The following is a 17,445-nucleotide window of genomic DNA, read 5'->3' on the forward strand; positions in this document are numbered from 1 at the left end:
ACTGAAGAAAAGTCCAAGAAAGGGAAAAATGTGATTCGTTTAGCAATCGATGCGGCCTACCAAAAAGATAGCCACCATGCCAGCGCTGGTCTTGTTCTTGTTCAAGATGGTCAGCAATACCAAAAAAAAGTTCGCTTAGCGGACTGTGAGGATAACCACAAAGCTGAATTTTTAGCTTTACTTTGGGCTGTAAAATCAGAATTAGCAATCCTGAAAACTAGCCAACTTGTTGAAATCGTTTCGGATTCAAAAATCTTAGTTAGTTCCATGCAAAAGGGCTATGCCAAGCACTACCAAAAGGAAGTTGATTTAATTTTAGCCCTCTTACCCAATCCTGATTTAACCTTTTACACTTGGGTATCCGATCGAAAAAATCAGGGTCCTCATCATCTAGCCATGCAGGCGCTGCAACAAGATTAAGGGTACAATTAGTTTAAAAAAGAGAATTTAAGCCAAGATTATAGCTCAGAAAAAACCGCCAATCTGTTGATTGGCGGTTTCTTCTTTAATCATTAATAATTAGTTGGTAGGCAAAACGCTTGGTTGAGATATGGTCCGCTTCGAGCATATCAACTGAACCACGCTTTTCAAAACCATTATTGGCAATCACCTTTTGCATGGGCATGTTCCCTGGATGGGTATCGATTCGAAAATCGCGTGCACCCCGTGCATAGAAAAATGAAATTAACGCCGTAAAGAAACGTGGCGTTAGCCGCTGGCCGCGGAACTTGTCCGACATCGCTACCCGATGGAGTGAGGCATAGTCATGTGGGTGACCACTATCAGCCCAACTACCCTCTTTGATGTCCGTGTAGAGTGGGTCTTCCCCTTCAAAGGCAGCAGCGTATCCTGCCACCTCATCACCTACAACTAAGACAAAACCCTGTTGCGCATCCAAATCAGCTTGGACGGTCGCTTCGTTTGGGTAATCGGATTGCCACTGGTCAATCCCCTGCTCCTTTAAATAACCTTTGGCGGTCTGCAAAATTGAAACAATTTCAGAGACATCACGAGCCTGTGCTCGTCGCATAAATACTGCTGGCATATGCGTAATATCGCGCACTAATATCAGTACGCTACTCCTTTCCAAATGTCATCAGGCACCAATTATAGCACAACGAATTTGGAAATAAAGTCTCTAAAAACACATTTTTTTAGGAATTTTTGCATGAACATTTCCAAACAAAAAAGCTCGATTAATCTGTGACTAATCGAGCTTTTCTGCCAGGCTGTTAAAGAGGTTTTTTTATTCAAAAACAACAATCTCAACTTAACTTCGTGATTTTTTTAATTTTATTAAGAACAGTTAAAATCAATCAATATCATCATACTTTTTCTTAATCAAACCCAGCCCTGTTAGAACAATTAACCAAGTGGTCAAGATGGTTGCTTTCACTGATGTTTGATTCTTTGTATGACCATAATCCGTCTTTGGCAGAGCACTAATTAAATTGGATTGTTTGAATTGTCACCATTTTGATGGTGCTGACCAGTGCCATTTTGATTAATCGTTGTCTCCTGCTTTTGCTGAATTTGACTATCCTTTGCTGTTGCAGAACTATTTTCCGACAAATGGGTTAACAACTCTTGCACTCCTAGATTTGACTTCGTTATTTCAGCTTGCTGGACTAAGGATTGCGCCAGCTTGTTATCACTAATTTTCACTGATGTGGCCACTTGCTTGTCATCGACGTTCGATGCTGAGGTCTGATTGGCTGGTACTGCTGTTTCCTTCTTATCCGTCTTTGATTCAACAAATGGAGTAACAGGTACCGCTGTTTCCTCCCTATCTGTCTCCGGTGCAACAGCTGGAGTAGCTGGTGTTACTGCTTTCTCCTTATCTGTATTTAATTGCGTAGATGAATTGGCTGGCACGGCTGTTTTCTCTTCCACCTCTGAATTAGTAGATGGTTGAACACCAGACTTAGTATCAGAATCAGTAGGAATAATAACTGACTTGTCATCAGTACCAGACTTAGTATTTGAATCAACTGGCAAAGCAGCTGAATTGGTTAGACTAACAATTGGTTCAGCAATTGTTTCGATTGTCTTCAACGCCGCCTTGACATCCCCATCAAGGCTTTGCAGAGTTTTTGCATGACTAATTGCATGATAAGCCTGTTCAAGCGCCTTTTGTAAATGATTAATAGCCGTTTGATAAGACTGCTTGTCAGCATTGCTTACGGCCTCTATCGCTGTTCGCTTCTTTTCGAAAGCCTGATTTACCTGTTGGTTAGCTGTCTGAATTTCAGCATGGCTAGGCTGAGCTTGGTTAGCGACCGGTACCGTTAGAGTATTAATGGTCTTCAAGAATTTTGTTAATTGATCCGTTAAGTCTTGACCAGTCTTTGCTTCAGAAACTGCTTGGTGCGCTTGGGACATTGCACCTCGTAATTGATTAATGGTAGCCTGATATGCTAATACATCAGGATTTAGTACTTGATCGATTTCTGCCTGCTTTTTAGCACCTGCCCAGTCAATCTGTTGCTTGGCCGCCTGAATAACCGCTTGGTTAGGCTGTTCTTGGTTAGCTTTTGGCACCGTGAGAGCATTAATCGTCTTCACAAATTTTGTTAATTGCTCTGTTAAATCTTGACCAGTTTTTGCTTGGTCAACTGCTTGGTGCGCCTGGTCCATTGCTTCTCGTAATTGATTAATAGTCGCTTGATAGATTGACAAATCATAATTTGGTACCTGATCAATTTCCGCTTGTTTCTTAGCACCAGCCCAGTCGATTGCCCGATGCGCTTGGGTCCGTTCTTCGCGCTTAGGCGTCAAAGTACTTGGTGCTGGAACCATGGCAAAATCATCCAAAGTCTCTTCTTGAACCTGGTCAACATCGGCATTCGTATTGGCATCATTAATCCGTTTATTTGCAGCTACCATTAACTGATCAATCCGTTCCACTTGTTGGTGGAGGCTACCTGGATCAACATTTTCAATCGCATTAAACCGCTGCTTCAGCTCATCTCCTGCGGTTTGAATCGCACCCTTGGCACGGTTAGCTTCATCAATATCAACTGGCTGGAAAGAACGCATCATATCTGGCTGACCAACCGCTTCGATGGCATCTATTGCTTCTTGTTCAATGGCTAATAGGCTGGCATTCACTGTGGCTTCGTCAAGTTTTTGATTGGACCGCTGAACGATCTGATCAATAGTGGCTTCTTGCTTTGCTAATGATTCAGTATCAACCCCTGGTTCTTTTTCGAAAATTTTCTTTTGCTCAATTGCCTTTTGTTGAACTTCCCCCTTGGCTTTTTGCCGATCTGCATCAGTCGGTAGTCGGAAAATCCATTGAATTTGCGGTGATTGAACCGCCTGAATGGCTTCCTTAATTTTAATAACCGCAGTCTTTAATTGGCCATGATTCTTGGCCAAACTAATCGTAGCCAGTCCTTCCTTGACGACTTTATTCACGGCTTGCTGTTGCTGTGTCAGCTCATCAGGGTCAACTCCTGTAATTTGCCCAAAGTCTTGGATTCGATTTTGACCCGCTGACGTTACATCCTGGATAGCAGCTTGCATTTCTTCTTTGTTAACCGCTTGATCCTGCCAATTTTGCTTTGGCTGTGCAACTTGGTTAATATCTTGCAAGCCCTTATTGACAAGCTCATGCACATCGTGAACAGTTTCTGCCTGATCAATCAAAGCAGAATAGTGCTTCATAACACCTGTCAACAGTGTCTTCTGTTCCAACAAACTGGCGCGATTAACACCATCAAGGGCTTCAAAACGTCCTATCTTTTCTTTAACAGCCACCGATAACGTCTGCTGACCATCTGCCCTCTGGTCGGCTGTCGCTTGGCGATATTCGGGTGCTAGATTTGGCTTCGCCACTGCCTGTACATCAGCTAAGCTTTGCTTAATTGCTGAATCAAGTTCATGGTGAACCGTTGCCTTTTTAATTGAATGATGGCCGGTTTGCAAAACATATGCCAGCTGGGCCAACTGATTTTTCAAACTTTGCTGATCTACATGGTCAATGACCAAGAAAGTGGCCTTCTTTGCCTGGCCAGCAGCGCTAAGCTGTTGTGCTGCCTTCGCTTTTTCTTGGTCGGTAACTGCTTGATAAGCAAAAATCAGAACCGGATCAGCCACTAAGTCAATCTTTGCCACTGCCTGCTTTTGGACAGCGGTTAATTCTTGATTCAACTTTACTTGATCCAGCGCCTCCTTAGCTTGTTTCAGAATTTGATCAATTTGTTGCTGTTGCTGTTTGAGGCTCTCCAAGTCAACATGAGTAATCTTAGAAAATCGCTCTTGCTTAGCATGACCGTACTGGGTCAATATCTTTTCGATGCTGATTTTATCAGCTGGAGCCACTGGTCGATAAGCCAACTGTACTTCTGGGTCGACCACTTGGTTCAAGCTGCTTAGCCCTGCTTGCAAGGCGGTCCGCAACTGTCCTTGGTTTTCAGCAGCTGAAAGAATCGCAATTGCTGTTTTTCGAGCAGCCTTCAGGGCAGCAACTTGCGCCTTTAAACTTTGATCATCCACATGTTTAATGTCGGCAAAATGCTCCTGTTTTTTCAAAAAGGCCTGGTTAAGAATTTCCAGCGCTTGATTACGATCATCCTTGGTAACTGAACGGTATTGCGTTTGAACGACCGGTTCGACAACATCCTGAATACCCTGCAAACCAGCTGCTAATGCCTGGTTCAAATCCTGCTTGGTTTTGGACTTAGCAACTAAATCGCGTGCCTGTGCCAACGCTTGATCAACGGCCTGTTTTTGTTGGTTGAGGCTTCCAGAGTCAACATGGGCAACTGCATCAAATTGCTCCTTTTTCAGGTTGGCCTGCCGTTCCAATAGGTCATCGACAACTGATTTTTCCTCCTGGCCGGCCGGCCGGAACAACGGAAGCAGGGTTGGCTGACTAATACTAGTTACCGCCTGCTCAGCCTGTGTGACAGATTGGTTCAAATCCCCCTTAGTTGCCGTTCGGTCAATGGCTTCTTGTCCCTGCGCCAGAGCTTGGTTCAATAACTGTAATTGCTGAGTCAAACTAGCCTGATCCACATGACTGATTTGCCGGAAAGATTCCTGGCGCTGTGCCACAACCTGACTAAGATAATCCTTAGCCATTTTTTTATCAGCTATCGTTGCTGGCTTCAGTTCTTCCAAAACAACAGGTGCGGCAATTTGACGAATCGCTGTCAGTCCCTGTTGGCAAGCAGTGACTAGCTCCCCATTTGTTTGTGCCTGGTCAACAGCCTGACTTGCAGTATCTGCTGCTTGGTCAACTAAAAGCTGTTGTTTGGCCAAGCTTTCAGGATCAACGCCTACCAAAGATGCAAACTTTTGTTTTTGAGCCTCACCGGCTGTCTTCAACTGCTCCTTGGCATCTACTTGATTGCTCGCTTCGACTTGACGATAACCAATTTCCTTGATTGGATCAGCCACATGGTCAACTTGCGTTAAAGCATCCGCCAAACTTTGGCGAAGGTCTTTCTTGGTTTTGGCAGCCAATAGCAGCTGCTGGCCATTCACTCGGTTTTTTTCAATCAAACCTGACTGTAAGGACAGACTAACCGAATCAACATGATCAATGGCGGCAAAAGTGGCTTTTTTATCATCTGCTGCTTGATTCAAGGCCACAAGCGCCTGATTTTGATCAGCCTTGGTGCTTGGTTGGTACTCCACTTCCAGTGCTGGTCCGGCAATTTTAGCAATCGAATCAAAACCAGCTTGAACAGCCCGCTTTAATTCACCTTGAACTGCCGCTTGAGCAACATCCTGCTGTGCCCGTGTAATCGCTTGCTGCACCGCTTTAACTTGCTGCTGGACGCTCTTTTTCTCGCCATGTTCGACAGCAAGAATGGCTTGCTTTTTGGCCTCACCAGCATGGTTAATTGCCTGCCGTGCTAAGTAACGGTCCATATCGGTTACCGGCTGATAATCCTTTTGAATTGAAGGTTCTTCGATTCGTTGAATGCGATCAAGGTTGTCGGCTACAGCTTTTCGAAAGGCACCAGCAGCTTTTGCTTTTTGCAATGCCTGTAATCCAGTTGCTAAAACTGAATCAACAACTGATTGCTGAGCCCGTAAACTATCTTGCTCAACATGACTAATAGCTGCAAAATCAGCCTTTTTTGCCTCACCGGCATTTCGCAAGGTCTGTTCACCCAGGTGGCGTTCCTCTGCCGTGACCGGTTGGTATTCGCTTAAAATTTTTGGCGCTGCAACCAAATTAATAGCCTGTACTCCCTTGTCGTAGGCTACCTGAATGTCTTTTTGAATCATCGATTGATTCAGTTCGATCGTCGTGGATTTTTTAATCAAGTCTAAAAGTTGGAGTTGCTTCGACAAACTAATTGGATCAACGTGCAAGATTGCTGCAAACTGCTTGCGCTTGGCCGAAAGAATATTTACAAGTTTGCCATAGGCCACACCAACATCGTAAGCGGTCGCCTCTTGGTAAGCAAATTCCACCTCAGGCTTCGCTACCGCCCTAATCTGAATTAGTGCCTGGTCGCTGACCTTGGCGAGTTCTCCCCTCGTCTTTGCTTGGTTAATTGCTTGTGTTCCAGCTTTGAGGGCTTTTTCTAAAATTGACAGTTGCTGCGCCAAGCTCTGTTGGTCAGCGTGTGCAACATTTTGGAAAAGGTCACGTTGGTCTTGGGCAGCTTGTTCTAAGAACCTAATCGACAAGGCCTTATCATCTGCCGTTGGTTCCTTCAATATTTCTTGAATCGTTGGATTTTCAACAGCACGAATAGCTTGGGACGTCTTTTGGAAGCTTTGCTCAAATTCACGGTTCGTTTCCGCTCGATTTAATTTCTCAATACCATTAGAAATTATCAGATTCAATTTAGCTTGCTGATTAGCCAAGCTCATTGGATCGACACCGATAATTTGATTGAAGGAATCACTTTTTTCTTGCCCGATTTGCTGCAAAATCGCCACTGCACGGTCAATATCATGTTGACTAACCGGCTGATAAGCAACCATCTTAGTTGGATTAGCAACCGCATTGATATCTTTAACCGCCTTTGCCGTGATACCGTTTAAGTCGCCGTTGGTTTTGGCCTTTTGAAGAGCCGTAGTTGCTTTTTGAACTAACTGATTTACAAGGTCTTCTTGCTGGTTGAGACTATCGGATTCAACATGCGCCACTTTCTTAAATTGCTGCTTTTTTTGTCGACCGGCAGCCGCTACTTGATCCATCGCTTGTTTACGATCAGCTGCCGAAACTGGTTGAAATTCTTTGATTAACTGTGGTTCGGCAACGCCATTGATTGCTACTAGTGCCTGTTCTAATGCCACTTTCAGTTCTTGCTTCGTTTTGGCATCGTGAATAGCCGTTAATCCTTGATTAACCGCTTCGGTTACCAATTTTTCTTGACTCAACAGGCTTGCTGGTTCTGTATGGTCAATTTCTTCAAAACGCTTTTTAGTCGACCGTCCCCTTTCTTCAAGGGCAACCACCGCAACCTTCACTTCATCGAGACTGACCGGTTGATAATCAATTTGCAAATCAGGATTAGCAACGTCATTGATGGCATGTAAGCCATCCGCCAATGTCCGAGCCAGTTCAACCGTCGTCTTAGCTTGGCCAACTCGTTTCTGGTAAAAGTCGACTTCATGGTCCACCACTTTTTCTTGTTTGTGTAAACTTTGGTGGTCGACATGGGCAATTTTAGCAAAGTCTTGTTTCTTTTCTTGCCCAGCTCGTGCTAAAGCCACCTTAGCCTCTTCTTTGCCGGCCTTACCTAAGAATATTGCTCGTAATGCTTCGATAATCCGATCCAAGACACGACGAGCTGATTCAACATCTGGCGCCAGACCAACATCATTTTTCCCAGTTTGGACAATCGTTTCGACTTGGTCAATTAACCCTTGTTTTTGTTCCTGAGTCAATTCCGCAGCATTATTAATCGTTACCTTGGTTGTGAGCGCTTCTTGATCGATTTGTTGGTAAGCTAAGTCGCGATTTGTATTTAGTACCGCTGGTGTTATTTGGTGCTTTGCCGTTGCCTGATTTTGAATGGCCAGCAATTGATCAAGCTGGTCTTTTTGTACCAAACGAACATCGTCCGTTGTTTGACTTTGGTTTAATTTTTGATTTGCTTCACTAACAATCGTTTGAATTTTTTGACCATAGTCTGCAACTACTTGATCCAATAATTTTGGCGTCAAATGCTTAATCAAACTAAAAAGATACTCAGCTTGCTTGTTAATCGTTTCAAAAGCGGAATTCCGCTGACCATCAAGCGCTGATTGCAGAGCCTGATTTTCCTGGAAGACCGTTAATTTTGTTGGTCGCAATGGTACAACCTCACCGTTTTTCAGCGTCATTTCACCGCTATAGTAAACCGTAAATGGCCGATTATAGATGGCAAAATCCTCCCGACTAGTCCTTTGACCAGCCGGGTCCACGGACCGTGCTAAGCGCAGTGATTGAACGTTTTGGCTTGGATGGAAACCTTGTTCATCGAGCAGTACCTGGTGGTCAAAATAATCAATTACTCGGTCAAACCGCGATGCTTGATCATAAAAATTCTGCCCATCAGCTAATGTCACAACACGATGGTCAAGGTCCTGACCCGGCAAAACCCGCTCTTGGTGATTAACTTCTTCCCACTCTTCAGAATGACCAGCCACTTCCTTTGTATTTAAAACTTTCTTTTGGTCAAAAAGCGAAATGTAGGCCCGCCATGTGGGCACTTTTGATAATGGTAATGGGTGAACTTCTTTTTGGTCGGCTCGCTTCAGTGCAATGTCACGACCCAAATCCCCTTCTTTACCATAATCATGGCTTGACCGTGAAAGCATATCGTTGCTATCCATCAGGTTCAACGACAAAAAAGCGTGACCAAATTTTTGCGGAGGCAGCTGGTGGCGAGTCAGAATTTTATACGGACTATTGTCAGCATAAACCTCCAGGTCTGCCAGCCGTTGTTGGTGTTCCCCATCGGCATTATAATGTTTTTCCATTTCTTGACTACTCATATTACCTGGGTAACGGTTTAAATCAAAGTTCAGGTAACCATAGGCACCACCCTTGATGTTGCCAGCCCAAGACAGCGTCTCCATAAAGAACTTCGTCAGGATAATTTTGGCCTCAGTCACTGCACCACTATAGCGATTCAATTCATCGCCACGAACCAACAAATAGACAGCAACAGGGTCATCCTGATTGCTAACCTTCGTTGCTTTTGGATAAATGGTGATTGGATAAAACGGGCTGTCTGAATTTTTGAAGGACAAATTAGTGCCATACTTTTCGTTTAACTGAGCAACTGTCTTACCTAATACGGCATCAACGAGGGAACCAACATTACCACTAAATGGCACACCCAAGCTTTGAGACAAAATTTGATTCAGGCCAGGCACCATATTGGTCAGTCGGTCTAAGCCAAGTGTGGCATTAAAGTTCATTTCAGCCGCAAAGCGAGTACTATCCAAATTGAGTGTTTTGACAAATTCGTTTGGATCGACACCTCGTGGCACCGCGACGCGCAGGTAAACCCCATATTGGCCACGGTCATAGTTGCTTGTTAGCTTATCATCCACCATGCCAGCACTCAGCACATTCGCAACAGAACTCAAGGTCGCCTGTAACATCTTGTAATAGCGTCCGGGACTTAAAACCGGATCATTTGAAGGATAAATATTTGCCGTCAACGGCATGCCTCCGCCCAACACAAGGGAATTTTGAATGGGGAAGTAGCTCGTTTTTGTCGTCTTCTGATTTTCACCAAAAATTTCTTTGACGTGTTCTGTTATTTTTTGAGTGAACGAGTCATCAACCATTAAGTGCATTTCGGAAACGTTGGAATAATCATTTTTAATGCCGGTCAAGCCGAGTAACGACTTATCTGGTTCACCAAAAATCATCTGTCCAGCTTGGGCGATATGACTCTGATCACTGTCTAACACAGCATCACCACCGCCGTTTAAATTCGGTTCGCTTGTTTTTAAGGCAGTGACTAATTTTTCGTAAGCATCGGTTGTTTGCTCATACAGCGAAGGCAATGGCTGTTGTGCTACATCAGTCTCTCCTGGAGTTTTTTGCTGGTCACCCTTGTCAACTGGCTTTTGATTCTGCTTTGACTGTGAATCCTCTTTATCCGGTTCCTTTTGCTTATCTGCACTGTCCTTTGGATTTTCTGGTACGACCACAACCGTTCCTGGTCCCTGGTGGCGGCGCTCAGGGCGCGGATTATCAACAGTGAAATCGTCATCTGCCTCATTTTCCCTCTTGTCGTTATCCTCGGTGTCGACATCAACACCAAAATCAGCTTGGTCCAAGTTCACCCTGGCAGCCAATTGGCCGTCATTTTGTTCTTGACCGTCATTAGCTCGAACATTTTCTGTCTTCTGAACTTGAGCAGCATGACCGCTAATCTGCTGGTCGCCATCCACTAAAGTCAAACCACTTGAAACTAAGACGCTCGATGCAACCAGCCAAGCGCGGCGTGATTGGTAAATCGTATACTTTTTCCTGATATTTGTATCCATTATTTTTACATTCCTTTACTTTGTTTTCGTTTGTTGCAATTTGATTATAAAGGCTGCTTTATAAAAAGACAAATTTAAAAAGAAAACGGTTTCTTTTACTATTTTAAAACCAACACTTTTGCAACAATAGCGCTTTCAATCTTCTTCAAGAAAAGAGCACTATCATTTTTTAATTTTTATTAATTTTAAGAAAATAAATTGAAAAAATAAACACAAAAAAAAGATTGTCAAATGACAATCTTTTTTGCTGATTTTTTATTCTGATTTGGAATATTTTACTTTTTTTCGGCTTTTTTAGCCCAAAACTGGAAATAATCGACTCGTAACTGCCCGTTAAACAGTTTGCGTTTTTTCGTCGCTTTTTGACCAAAAACTTTTTCAAATGATAGGTCAGATGTTAGGATGTACTTCGACCAATAAGGCAGACGACTATAAACCGCTCCCATCTGTTTATAAAGCCCCTCGGCTTCTTCAAGTTCACCGAGTCGTTGACCGTATGGTGGGTTCGCCACTAAGACGCCACGCTCTTCTTCCGGTTGCCAATCACCAGCAGCCAGCGCCTCAAAGGTAATGTCTTGAGACAAACCCGCATGCTTAGCGTTTTCTTGGGCAATTTTGACCATTTTCGGATCAATATCATAACCGCGAATATTCAATGGCGTGTCGTAATCAGCTTGATCTTCGGCCTCATCACGAATCGTATCTGAAAGGGTGTGGTCAAACCAATCCATCTTTTCGATATCAAAGTCACGGGTCAAACCTGGTGCTAAATTACGACCAATCAAAGCAGCTTCAATTGGAATTGTACCAGAACCACAGGTTGGATCGACAAAGGGTAAGTCTTTCTTCCAATTAGTTAACAGCACTAAGGCCGCCGCAAAGTTTTCCTTCAATGGCGCTGGCCCCTTTTCAACTCGGTAACCACGCTTAAAGAGCGATGGCCCAGTTGTATCCAAAGTCAACATGACTTCATCCTTGGTCACCATCACTTCTAATTGTGCAAAAAAGCCGGTTTCTGGTAGGCGAGTCCGAACGTGAAAGGCTTCCTGCAAACGGGAGACAATTGCTTTTTTCGTGATTGACTGAACGTCTGGCACCGAGTGCAAGGCTGATTTTTGAGAACGACCGGCAACTGGGAATTCCGAATCGTAATTAAGGTAATCCTCCATTGGCAAAGCCTTGATGCCCTCAAAAAGCTCATCAAAGGTTGTGGCATGAAAGGAGCCAATCACAATTTTCAATCGGTCGGCAGTCCGGAGCCACAAATTAGCCCGTAAAATATCGGCCTGAGTCCCTTCAAAGAAGACTCGGTAGTTTTCAACCTGAACATCAAAGCCCAGGTCCTTTAATTCTTGGCCTAAGACGGACTCCAAGCCCGCCGCAACTGTTGCCATTAAACGATATTTCTTTTCCATCATTTTCCTTTTATAATATAAATACTATGATACTCAGTGAATTCTTTGCCCTGACAACTTACCTACCAAATCAAACCGAAGTGTTTGGCCAAGTCAAAGACGACCGCGACCAAATCAGGCCCCTGGCCCAATTACGCTTTTTCAACCAACAAAGCGAAATCGCCTTTGTCGCTGGGAAAAAGCCATTGACACTTGGCCAACTGCAAACGCGACTCAGCCAGGTCAGCCCAAAAACGAAACTGGCTTGTCTGGTCGACCAGACTGGTCCCAAACCTCTACTAGGTTTTCACCAGGATAACCTCGGTCGCTTAATTTTACAATAAAACCAAGCGATTCTCAGTCTTTAAATAAGTTTTCAATTCTTTTTATAGGTCATCTAACTTAAAAGTTGGCACAATTGGCTGATTCTTTTCGGGTTGCTGTTGACTCTGACCGTTAGTAGGTCGTGCTTGATAAACGACACCACGGCGTTTTTCTTTGGCGATTTGAACCGCCTGGGGTGAGGTCAAATTATCACGTTGCCAGTTCACTAGGATGGCCTCAATGTAACGCAGACTCCGAGCATTATTGGCGACTGCTTCTTGAATCGCCAAGACCATCATGTTTGGATCAAAGTGGTCTTGGTCAAACCACTGAGCCACCGTTTGCATTTCCAGCGGTGATAGGTTGCGACCAAACTCGCCTTGTAAAATTCGGACCACTTCTTGACGGCTTTTTTCACCAGCCGAAACAACATTATTAGCCGGCCTAAGACCCTGGCCGTGTAGCAAGCGGTCGTAAAGTGGTAAAAAATCATAGATTTCACCCTGGCGGCCTTGACCGGCAACCTTCATTAACCCGCGATCAACCATCGACATCAGTCGGCTAACAACCGTTTTTTCCGTGACTTTCATTATCCGAGCAACGACCTTCGGGTCGGCTTGGTCGCCCTGGTCTTGGAGGCGTTTCACCTGCAAGAAAAGGACCAAATCATCATTGTCAAAACCCAAATCCTGGTAATGCACCAGTAAAGCGTTTTCCAGGCTGGTACTGCCGGCCTGCAAGAAGGCCTGTAATTTATCGTCCATCAAACCCTCCTTATCAATCGTTACAAAAGCGCCCAAGGTACCCTTGGGCGCTTTTTATCTGCTTTATGGACGCAAACGATGCGTCATCCGTGGGAATGGAATGGCTTCGCGAATATGTTCTTCGCCAGTCACGAAAGTTACCATTCGTTCCAAACCAAGGCCAAAGCCTGAGTGTGGCACAGAACCATACTTACGCAAGTCCAAGTACCAACCGTACTCGTCCATGTCCAAACCTTCTTTTTCAATCTGAGCCTTCAAATAATCGTAATCCGTATCACGTTCGGATCCACCAATGATTTCGCCGTAGCCTTCCGGTGCCAACAAATCAGCCGAAATAACGACGTCATCACGGTCTGGATGGCGCTTCATGTAAAAGGCCTTGATGGCCTTCGGGAAGTTAACAATAAAGACAGGCTTGTGAAAATGGTTGGCCAAGAACGTTTCCTCAGGCGAACCAAAGTCAACACCCCATTCAACGTCGAAATCGTTTTCTTGCAACAACTTGATGGCATCATCATAAGAAACACGTGGGAATGGTAACTGTGTATAAGAGCGCAACAAATCCTTGTCACGGTTTAACAAGTCCAATTCCTGGTCATTTCTTTCCAAAACCTTTTCAATCAAGAAAGCAACATAGCGTTCCTGCAATTCCAAAGATTCTTCCTGGTGCATAAAGGCCATTTCCGGCTCAATCATCCAGAATTCTGTTAGGTGACGACGCGTCTTTGACTTTTCAGCACGAAAGGCCGGTCCAAAAGTAAAGACCCTTGAAAAGGCCATAGCACCCGCTTCGGCGTACAATTGTCCTGTTTGTGACAAGTAAGCTGATTGACCAAAGTAATCGGTCTCAAACAAGTCGGTTGTTCCTTCGGGGGCAGAACCAGTCAACAAGGGGGCATCCAACTTGATGAAACCTTCCTGGTTGAAGAATTCGTATGTGGCTGCAATCAAGGTGTTGCGAATCTTCAATGTGGCAAATGGCTTGATGTGACGCAAGTAGAGGTGGCGCTCATCAAACAAAAATTCTGTACCGTGTTCCTTGGGCGTGATTGGGTAATCATGGCTTTCACCAATGACTTCTAATCCGGTAATGCTGATTTCGTAGCCAAATGATGACCGATCATCTGCATGAATTTCGCCGGTCACATACAATGATGTTTCCTGCTTCAAATCCTTGGCCAAATTAAACAATTCCCCTGAAACGTCAGCTTTGGCGACCACGCCCTGGAAAAAAGCAGTTCCGTCACGCAATTGCAAGAAGGCCATCTTTCCGGACCCACGCTTTTGCCGTAACCAGGCACCAATTTTTACCGTTTGGCCGACGTACTTTGGTGCATCGACAATTTGGATTGTTGGAATCGTTGTTTCACTCATAAATTATTCGGGCTAACGCCCTACTCCTCACATTTTACTTATTAACTTTATTATGATAAAAATTTTGGCAGTCGTCAACTAGGACTAAAACTTACTGAACAAAAGCCAAAATACGGTCAAGGGCCTCATTAATGGTTGCTTGGTCCTTGGCGTAAGATAGACGCAAATAGCCTGGCATTCCAAAACCTTCACCGGCCGGAATGGCAACATGGGCCTGCTCCAAGAGCGCAGTGGCAAAGTCAATCGTTGACTTTAGGCCCATCTTGTCCAAAAGATCTTGATCAACCTTAAAGAAGAGGTAAAAGGCCCCTTCTGGCTTTTGCGCGACAGACAAGCCCGGAATGGCTGTTAACTTATCGTAGGTTGCATTCAACCGACTCTCAAAGGTAGTCCGCATATCCTCGACCATCTGTTGGTCAACCGTTAAGGCGGCCAAGGCGGCATATTGGCTAACGGCGGCCGGATTCGAAGTCATATGACCCAAAAGTTTATTCATTTCGGCAATGATTTTTTCATCAGCAATCGTCCAACCAAGGCGCCAACCGGTCATCGAATAGGACTTTGAAACCCCATCGACAATAATCAAGCGGGAGTCCTTGATTTCCTTCAAAGACAAAGCTGACGTAAACGTTTGCCCGTTATAAACCAATTGGCCATAAATTTCATCAGACAAAAGGAAACTATCATGGGCATCGGCCCAGTCCAAAAGCGCCTGCACTTCAGCCCGGCTATAAACCTGGCCAGTTGGGTTGGAAGGATTATTAAGGATAATCAACTTCACAGGTCCGGCAACTTCATCGAGGTCAGCTGGCGTCAACTTCATCGCTGCCGTCTTGGGCTTAACGGTTGTGGCAACCCCGCCCGCCAAGCGAACCTGTTCAACATATGAAACCCAATAGGGTTCGGGCATTACAACTTGGTCACCAGGGTTTAGGAGTACCTGCATAATCGTGTACAAAGACAACTTGGCACCGGAAGTGACCGTCACTTGGTCAGCCGACAAAACCTGACCCGTTTTCTTGGTCGTTTGTTCAGCGATGGCTTCTCTTAATGGTAAAATCCCACCGACGGGCGTGTAGAAAGAAGTTTGACCGCCTTCGATGGCTTCAATAGCTGCTTCACTAATAGCCTTGGGCGTCGTAAAATCAGGTTCCCCAACGCCAAGGTTAATCACATCAATCCCTTCAGCCGCCATCTGCTTGGCTTTTTTAGAAACTGCGAGTGTGGCTGAGGGTTGAACGGCTTGGGCCCGCTTTGAAAAATCACTTGCTTGCAACATCATCTTCTCCCTAAATTCCATTAATTGCCCGGTAAACGGCACCGGTCTTGTAATCCATTGTCAAATAGTTCATGTCGCCATTTTGACTCTCGTAGCTGATTTCCCAGACCAAAGTTTTTTGGTAGAGCGACAAATTGGCCGAATAAACCTTCTTTGGATTGTACTTGGCTTTGATTTGCTTTAATAAATCAGCCCGTGACAGGCCATTGCCAAAGTCAAAGGTCGTCACAGCCCCATGCTGCCCCTTGACCAAGGCTACTTTTTGCTGGCCATCACTATCTTTACCAAGCACGGCATAAATAGTGTCGTTGCGATCATCTTCTGTGACACCGTGTAGGTTCGTCAAAGATGTTTTTTGACTGACCGTTTTTTGCACGTTTGATTCCGCTCTAGCCATCGGCTGTAATGCCATGTAGGCATAAGCATAAATAGCGCCGGCTACAATCAGGAAAATCGCCACCAAGATGATAAAAAATTTAACCCAAGAAAAGCGCTTGGGCCGGGCCATTCTGACTCGTAAGTTGTCGTGAACTTCCATAAAAATTCTTTCTCCGATTTGTCATAACTATTGTTCATTATAGCAAAAAAATAGCCAAGAAATTGGATAATCTCCAAGCTCATGGCTATTTAATCGTTATTCTGCTGTTGAAAGTTCAGTTGCTTCCTTAGCAGCCTTGGCGTAGGCAATCACTCGCTTCATGGCCTCTTCTAATTTTTCAGTCGAAGTGGCGTAAGAAATGCGAATGTGGCCTTCACCTCCGGTCCCAAAGACAGAACCAGGAATTGTTCCCACCTTGGCCTTTTCACCTAATTCATAGACAAAGGCTTCATCGTCTTGTGGCAAGAAATCAGGAATCTTAGCGAAGATGTAAAAGGCACCCTTTGGTGTTGGAGCCGTAAAGCCAGCTTCCTGCAAGCCAGCTAAGACAATGTCGCGGCGCTTTTGATAGATGTCACGCATTTCCTTGGGGGCATCTCTGGCAACCGTTAGGGCTGCCAAAGCCCCGGCCATCATTGGACCTGGTGCTGTTGTGACAACACCAGAGTGGGCCAAACCAACCATCTTCATCAAGGCCTTTGGACCGGCAATAAAGCCCACCCGGTACCCGGTCATCGCATGTGACTTTGACAGTCCACCAATCAAGATGGTTTGTTCTGGAATATAGTTCGTAATCGACTTATGCGTTTGACCGTAAGTCAACTCCGCATAAATTTCATCTGATATGACCAAAACATCCGTTTTCTTGATAGCCGTGGCAAGTTCCTTGAGCTCTTCTTCATCATAGGTAACACCAGTTGGGTTACCAGGAAAGTTCAACACCAAGCCTTTTGCTTCAGGGTGCTCTTGGATTGCCTTTTCAAACATTTCCGCCGTAAACAGGTATGATGGCGCCGTGTTAATTTCGACCACCTTCAAACCGAGACGTAAAGCTTCCGCCTGGTAAAAACAAAATGTTGGTGTTGGTACCAAAATTGTTTCACCACGGTTAAACAGTGCAGACAATGAATCGTAAATGGCTTCTGAAGCCCCGATTGTCACCGAAATTTCACTTTCCGGATCATAGACTGGACCAGACAAACGTTCATGAACATAGTCGGAAATAGCCTGACGCAAAGCCAAAGTTCCCTGTGAAGGCGCATAATGTGAGTCATTATCATCAACCGCTTTTTTAACGGCCTCCTTGACTACATCTGGAACCGCAAAATCAGGTTCACCAAGGGTGAGCTTGATGATATCCGGAACTGCGGACAACTTGATGTCAACTGCTCGGATGGCCGCTGGCGGCACGATCTCGAACAATTGGTTATACTGCTTCGACAAACTTTCTTTGACTTGAACCAT

At 44.8% G+C, this 17,445-nt stretch carries 10 protein-coding genes; 2 read left to right on the forward strand and 8 right to left on the reverse strand.

What is annotated here, in order from left to right; translation table 11 throughout:
• The first annotated feature begins 30 nt into the window (after positions 1-30).
• Positions 31-420, forward strand: coding sequence for an RNase H family protein (locus FT12353_RS03025; protein WP_168778446.1), 390 nt, complete (start codon positions 31-33; stop codon positions 418-420).
• Positions 421-505: 85 nt separating this feature from the next.
• On the opposite strand, the gene FT12353_RS03030 is transcribed toward FT12353_RS03025, so the two are convergent.
• The 3 genes from FT12353_RS03030 to FT12353_RS03040 form a co-directional block, all read right to left on the reverse strand.
• Positions 506-1,030: a GNAT family N-acetyltransferase gene (locus FT12353_RS03030; RefSeq protein WP_239061165.1), complete on the reverse strand. Its 525-nt coding sequence runs from the start codon at positions 1,028-1,030 to the stop codon at positions 506-508.
• A gap of 416 nt (positions 1,031-1,446) precedes the next feature.
• Entirely contained in the window at positions 1,447-10,467 is a 9,021-nt protein-coding gene (locus FT12353_RS03035) for a DUF1542 domain-containing protein (protein ID WP_203618315.1), read from the reverse strand.
• A gap of 275 nt (positions 10,468-10,742) precedes the next feature.
• Positions 10,743-11,882, reverse strand: coding sequence for a THUMP domain-containing class I SAM-dependent RNA methyltransferase (locus FT12353_RS03040; RefSeq protein ID WP_203618558.1), 1,140 nt, complete (start codon positions 11,880-11,882; stop codon positions 10,743-10,745).
• A 26-nt stretch (positions 11,883-11,908) separates the two neighbouring features.
• On the opposite strand from FT12353_RS03040, the gene FT12353_RS03045 reads away from it, so the two are divergent.
• Entirely contained in the window at positions 11,909-12,205 is a 297-nt protein-coding gene (locus tag FT12353_RS03045) for a hypothetical protein (protein ID WP_059393150.1), read from the forward strand.
• A 42-nt stretch (positions 12,206-12,247) separates the two neighbouring features.
• On the opposite strand, the gene FT12353_RS03050 is transcribed toward FT12353_RS03045, so the two are convergent.
• The 5 genes from FT12353_RS03050 to FT12353_RS03070 all read right to left on the reverse strand — a co-directional run bounded on the left by FT12353_RS03050 (position 12,248) and on the right by FT12353_RS03070 (position 17,445).
• Positions 12,248-12,949, reverse strand: coding sequence for a DnaD domain-containing protein (locus FT12353_RS03050; RefSeq protein WP_203618322.1), 702 nt, complete (start codon positions 12,947-12,949; stop codon positions 12,248-12,250).
• Between the two features lie 63 nt (positions 12,950-13,012).
• Positions 13,013-14,323 (reverse strand): asparagine--tRNA ligase, encoded by a 1,311-nt coding sequence (asnS, locus tag FT12353_RS03055; RefSeq protein ID WP_203618324.1) that lies wholly within the window; start codon positions 14,321-14,323, stop codon positions 13,013-13,015.
• 91 nt (positions 14,324-14,414) lie between these two features.
• The gene (locus FT12353_RS03060) at positions 14,415-15,602 is read right to left on the reverse strand and encodes a pyridoxal phosphate-dependent aminotransferase (protein ID WP_203618326.1); all 1,188 of its coding nucleotides are present in this window, start codon (positions 15,600-15,602) and stop codon (positions 14,415-14,417) included.
• 10 nt (positions 15,603-15,612) lie between these two features.
• The gene (locus FT12353_RS03065) at positions 15,613-16,140 is read right to left on the reverse strand and encodes a hypothetical protein (protein WP_203618328.1); all 528 of its coding nucleotides are present in this window, start codon (positions 16,138-16,140) and stop codon (positions 15,613-15,615) included.
• 96 nt (positions 16,141-16,236) lie between these two features.
• Positions 16,237-17,445, reverse strand: coding sequence for an aminotransferase class I/II-fold pyridoxal phosphate-dependent enzyme (locus FT12353_RS03070; protein ID WP_203618336.1), 1,209 nt, complete (start codon positions 17,443-17,445; stop codon positions 16,237-16,239).

It is taken from the genome of Fructobacillus tropaeoli (assembly GCF_016860625.1).
Classification (GTDB): Bacteria; Bacillota; Bacilli; order Lactobacillales; family Lactobacillaceae; genus Fructobacillus; species Fructobacillus tropaeoli.